We start from the raw sequence: 5,856 nt of genomic DNA, 5'->3' as shown, positions 1-5,856 counted from the left end.
ATAACGAACTCCAACCACGTATAGACGAATTAGCACGCATAGCTAAATGGCTAAACGTAAACCCTAAAGACCTTTTTTAACCACAAAACCCCGAACTATTAGTATAGTCGGGGCTTTAAACATTTATTAAAAAAATGAATACAGCAAACACATTCCTAAACAAGCGATTAGAGGAAATTGAAAGGCAGAAAGTGCAAAATTCTAATAGTTACCATTTGCATCGCAAGTGGGTAAAAATCAAGAATAAAGACAATACAGTAACGATTTATGCACGAATCACCTACCAAAACAAACAAACCGAAATAAGTACAGGTGTAAGATGCTTACCAAATAATTTTGTGAGAGAGCCACAGCTTGAAATAAAAGGCGACGAAACACAAACCAAGATATTGAGAGCCTTTGATTCAAAACTTAATCAAGTTTATGCAGATTTTAAAGTTTCACAAAAAAAATTTACGATTCAAGATATTCGTAATAGTGTCATTGGCATTGAGATAAAAAACAAAGTGCCATTGATTTTAGGGGCGTTAGAATTATTTCAAAAACATTTGATGGTCGAAATTGAACATCAAAATTACTCAAACTACACCCTCCGAAAACATCGAATGTGGTACAAACGACTGATAGAGTTCACAACCCTCCAGTATGGCAAAAAAGGGCAGTTAGACGAAATTACACCCTATGCAATGACCTCTTTTTTATCATGGCTCAAAACAACACGGAACTATCAAAATAATTCTGCTCAATACTTAGCAGGACATTTAAGCAGATTTATGAATTTTTGTGTAAGTCATAGATGGATACCAAGCAACCCCTTTTTAAGCTATAAAAAGAAGTTTGAAGCCAAAGAGGTTAAATACCTTACAGAAGAAGAAATAACGCTACTGGAGCAAGCAAAATTACACTCAACAGGGCTTGAAAGGGTACGAGATACATTTTTATTTATGTATGAACTTAGTATGAACCACGCTGATATTTTGGCACATAGTAAAGATAATTTGATTAAAGCCGAAAGCGGTATTTGGTACATTATCAAGCAAAGAACAAAAACAGCTATTCCGCAAACTATTCCATTATCGGAGCGAGCAAAAGGACTTATGAGTAAGTACGAGAATGATACTATTTGCATTGAGAAAAATCAATTTGTACCCGTACCAACCAATCAGATAATGAATAGATATTTAAAGCAAATTGGAGATATAACGGCCATAAAAACACTACTTTCTACTAAACTGGCAAGAACTTCAAAGATAACAAACGGCTATGAAAACGGGGAAAACGAAGAACGTTTACAAATGATGGCAGGACATCGAAAAGGCAGCCCAATAACCCATAATAATTATATTAACCATAGCCCCAAAGTATTAATTAAAAGGATGGAAAAACTACCTAAAAACGCTTAAACACATGAAATCAGGACACACAAACAAAGAGTTAGAATCTATTCTAAATAAAGCCGAATATCCTTACACTTTTAGAAATTAACACATAAAAAAACCGTCAGTATGCGACTACTGGCGGTCTATAATATTTTATTCAAAACCAAAAGAACAGGTCAAAAATAATGAATGAAATCCAAAAAAGCAAGTTTGGAGACTTAGATAAATATCTAATCACTTCCCGAACCCAAGCCGAACCCGTAGAGCCGTTAATATATATTGAAAATACTATCTACGCCACAAAAGGCGGTATTTCATTATTAACTGGAGTACAAAAAAGTGGTAAAACAACAGCAATAAAGATAATGATTGAAACGGCATTTATGCAACAGGTTTATGACGGTTACGACAATTTGGGTATCTGTTCGGTTGTAAAAAACGATAAATCAGTTATATATATCAATACAGAAATGACCAATTCCGACATGGTGGCATTTCGAGATAAAATTTGTAAAAACCTACAATTGCCAGAACTACCCCACAACCTACATTTATTCCATTTCCTTACACCTTCACCTAAAGAAAGAATCAAACTATTAGACCAAGTATTAGAGCGTTCAAAAGATGCTCACTTAGTATTTATAGATGGTTTAGCAGATTTGGTACATTCTGTAAATGACGAAGCTGAATGTAATCTTATTATTCAATTCCTTCAAAATTTAGCATCTAATTATAATGTGGCAATTATCGGAGTTATCCACGAAAACAGAGGAAATAAAAACAGTCGTGGGCATTTAGGACAACAGGCAGAAAGAAAATGTATTGCATCAGTATCTGTAAGCAAAAACAAGGCTAAAAAGTTTTTTGCTATTACATCATCACTTAACCGACATTCAGAGGACTTTGAGGACATAAACTATCACTATAACGAACATTCAAGACTGGAACGAATTGACAGTACAAATGAAAAGGTAAAATCATCAAATGAACTTTCTGAATCAATCGAATTAGCAAGAATTATGTTTGATAATGATGAAACATTGACAGATAAGGAATTAAAAGGAAGGTTAAAAAATCACTTTATTCCTACCATTGAATCTGATACTAAAAATGGTAAAGATAACGCTGCAAGGAACAAAGCACAACGAACCGTTACCAAATGGTTAGCAAGCATTATGAAAATAACAGGTGAAGGAAAGTATAAACTATTCGATAACTTAGAAAATCTATAAAATTGAATTTTTCAAATTTTACATCTATGCCAATATATAAATATATAAACACACACACGCCATTATATATAAGAGTGTGTGCGTGTGTGTGTGTGAAATGTTTGCATTGTATTTATCCAATATTTACAAGAAAATGACTTTACACACACACGAAAAAAAATTCTATATATATGGGCGTGTGTATGTGTGAAAATAAGTGTGAGTGAAAAACACGCAATAAAATATCAATATTTCATACAAAGAAGAAAAAATATGAATCTCGACATAATCAAAAGCATACCTCTCGAAACTTATCTAAACAGCATAGGTTTTGAGCCTAAAAGTCAAAGCAGTAACAGAGTGTTTTATCATTCACCATTCCGCCCTATCGAGAAAACACCATCTTTTGCAGTTCGACCTAAGCAAAATGATTTCATAGACTTTGCAACGAACAAAGGTGGCGACATCATAAAGTTTGTGGAGCGTTACCACAATGTAGATTTTAAAGAAGCGATTAGGCTTTTACAGTCATTTGATGGAACAGTCAAGGCAGAATCTTTTTCTTTTGTATGCCATGAAGAAACAAATCAGCCATTTCAACTTAAAAAAGTAAAATCGCTCGAAAATCAAGCATTATTACAGTACCTCACAGATAGAAAAATAAAGTTATCAGTTGCACGAATGTACCTAAAAGAAGCATACTATAATACCAAAGAATTTGCACTCGCATTTGAAAATGATTTAGGCGGTTTTGAACTACGAAACAAGATTAAAAAGTTTTGCACAAGTCCTAAAACTATAACAAGTATCAAAGGAAAAAATAAAACGGCTGTGCTACTGTTTGAGGGTTTTATGGATTTTCTTTCATACCTCACTATTAAAAATATAGAAACACCTGAGTACGATACTATTGTACTGAACTCTACGAAGAATTTGCATTTAGCAACTGACCTATTATTTCACTACCCTAAAATCTTTTCTGTACTGGATACAGACAATACAGGTAGAAAAGCACATGGTGAATTGATGGAGCATTTCAAAGGTTCAAAAATTATTGATTGCTCGGTTAAGTATATAGAATATAATGATTTGAATGATTTTCTTATTAATGCAGATTTATAGTTTGTTCGTGCTAAATGAATGCTATATAATGTCAAAATGCCCTTCTTACCCCCCTTGCGAATGAAAAAGGTACATAATATTATGTAAAATAATTGGCGAATAGCAAGAAAATAGTGTCTCTATCTGGAAAATTTTTGACTAATCCATTGATTATCAATGGATTAGTCAAAAATTTTACTTTTCAAAAAAAAATTACACAAATAGTAGCACGTTACACGCCCTAACTCAGGATGGCGAACGCAAGCAAGTGTTTACGATATGTGATTTTTTTGTCCTCTAAAGTACCATCACTCCCAAGTAAATTTGTAAATAATTTAAAATCCAATCCAATGAAAAAACTTAATATTTTAATCCTTGCAACTGGTAAGCCCTCAACGCATCTAATCAAAGCCATTGAATTGCGTGGGCATACTTGGGTATGGTACACACCCGAACAACTGTACTTGCTTATATCAGATTCAGTAAATGGATTTGACCGTATCTATAATGGAAGTGAAGACCTTGCAACCCCTGAAAGGTTACACGCTAATAAGTTCGATGCAGTAATTACAAGATTAGGCGGTGGATTAAACTTTGCAACCGTTGTACTTGCACACCTTACGGAAAACTTAGGTATTTATTGCCCTCAAACACCCGATGGAATTTTAATTGCATCAAACAAGATTAGAGCCACACAAAAATTCAGTGTTTGCGGTTTAAAAGTTCCTATTACTGTAATGGCAAAGAAACCTTTTCACCCAAAGTTTTTAGTTGATAAAGTGGGAGGTCTTCCAGCAGTAGCAAAGACACCACATGGAAGTCAAGGGTCAGGCGTAGGTATTATGAGAGATGCAGAACAGACAAATTGTATGATAAGTATGTTTCACGCATCTAAGGTAGATTTACTTTTTCAGTCTTATATAGAAGGTGGGAAAAAAGATATTAGGGCGATAGTAGTGGGAGATAAAGTTGCCGTAGCTATGGAGCGAACGGCAAAGGATACTTTCAAAGCTAACCTTTCGCTCGGTGGAAGTGGTAGGAAAATCGAATTATCAAAGGAAGACCAAGAAATTTGTGTAAGTGCTGCAAAGGCTTGTAACTTGGAATTTGCAGGAATTGATATAATGAAAGACCAAAGCGGCACTACGTTTCTAATTGAAGGGAATAGTAATCCAGGTACTTTGAGTATAGGAATTACAGGGATAAACTGGTTTGAACACCTTATAAAGCACATTGAAATTAAAGTAGGTGGTAAAGCAGGGGAAGCCCAAAAAGTCAATAATACTATAATTAATATGTTTCGGACTTTATCATTAAGTGGTATCAAATTAAACGAATTTTTTCCAAATAATCTATGAAAAATAATAACAATATTAATTTAAGGGTAATACCCGAATTTACAGATATTAGGCAAGTATCTATGTTTGAATCAATAGTAAAAAAAGAAGCTGACAGAGAATTTTTAGAACAAAAAAATATGGAATAAATAGGTCATACGAAACCATTTATTCAGATTGGGTTACTTCTTTAAAATTTCAATGGGACTTTAATAAAGGGCAATTAAAACAATGACAGAAAATAATACAGTTATCCAAAGAATCAAGGATTTTGAGGGTAGATATTTTATGAAGTTTAAAATATCGTTCAATATGTGCAAAAAATTAGGAATACAAAGAAAAAGACTTCAAAAAATACTCGACGGAAATTTAGAACCAACAATGTATGAATGTATTGTTTTTGATAAATTTTTGCATTTGCCTAAATGAAACTCCCACCAACAAAAAAAACCTCTCAAACATATATTTGAGAGGGTTTTTGTAATTTTTGTAGCGGGAACAGAAACACCCTGCTTTTTGAACACAAGATATTTACAGGGGTATCAGGAACGCACACTATGTGACTATTACCAAGCCTCGCCATGACCACCGACGGATATTTTCTTAGAAGCGTTGAAGCAAGTTTTAGCGAAAGTGTAAAACAAGATAAAACATCATGGAAACGCCCCAAATACCAAGTTTTGAATGATTCGAGTTATTTGATTAAATTTTAGAAGATAGGGGGTAGGGGTACAGTTTTTTGTTTTTGCACATTTCTAAGGCTATACCCGTACATACATATATGAACAGACAGACAATTGGACGCTATATATATATATATAGCGTCCA

The 5,856-nt window shown here is 33.7% G+C and carries 5 protein-coding genes; all 5 read left to right on the top strand.

The genetic code is table 11. The features are described from left to right. Positions 1-134: 134 nt before the first annotated feature. The 5 genes from ACH2CJ_RS21855 (at position 135) to ACH2CJ_RS21835 (ending at position 5,741) form a co-directional block, all read left to right on the top strand. The gene (locus ACH2CJ_RS21855) at positions 135-1,403 is read left to right on the top strand and encodes a tyrosine-type recombinase/integrase (protein ID WP_394996737.1); all 1,269 of its coding nucleotides are present in this window, start codon (positions 135-137) and stop codon (positions 1,401-1,403) included. 161 nt (positions 1,404-1,564) lie between these two features. Then, positions 1,565-2,611: an AAA family ATPase gene (locus tag ACH2CJ_RS21850; protein WP_394996734.1), complete on the top strand. Its 1,047-nt coding sequence runs from the start codon at positions 1,565-1,567 to the stop codon at positions 2,609-2,611. 252 nt (positions 2,612-2,863) lie between these two features. Beyond that, positions 2,864-3,712 carry a toprim domain-containing protein gene (locus tag ACH2CJ_RS21845; RefSeq protein WP_394996731.1) on the top strand — a complete coding sequence of 283 codons (849 nt, stop codon included), beginning with the start codon at positions 2,864-2,866 and terminating at the stop codon, positions 3,710-3,712. 329 nt (positions 3,713-4,041) lie between these two features. Next, the gene (locus tag ACH2CJ_RS21840) at positions 4,042-5,049 is read left to right on the top strand and encodes a RimK family alpha-L-glutamate ligase (RefSeq protein ID WP_394996728.1); all 1,008 of its coding nucleotides are present in this window, start codon (positions 4,042-4,044) and stop codon (positions 5,047-5,049) included. Between the two features lie 560 nt (positions 5,050-5,609). Further along, positions 5,610-5,741: a hypothetical protein gene (locus ACH2CJ_RS21835; RefSeq protein WP_394996725.1), complete on the top strand. Its 132-nt coding sequence runs from the start codon at positions 5,610-5,612 to the stop codon at positions 5,739-5,741. Positions 5,742-5,856: the final 115 nt, after the last annotated feature.

The organism is Emticicia sp. (genome assembly GCF_043780375.1).
Lineage (GTDB): Bacteria > Bacteroidota > Bacteroidia > Cytophagales > Spirosomataceae > Emticicia.
This window is presented reverse-complemented; position numbering and strand designations above follow the sequence as displayed.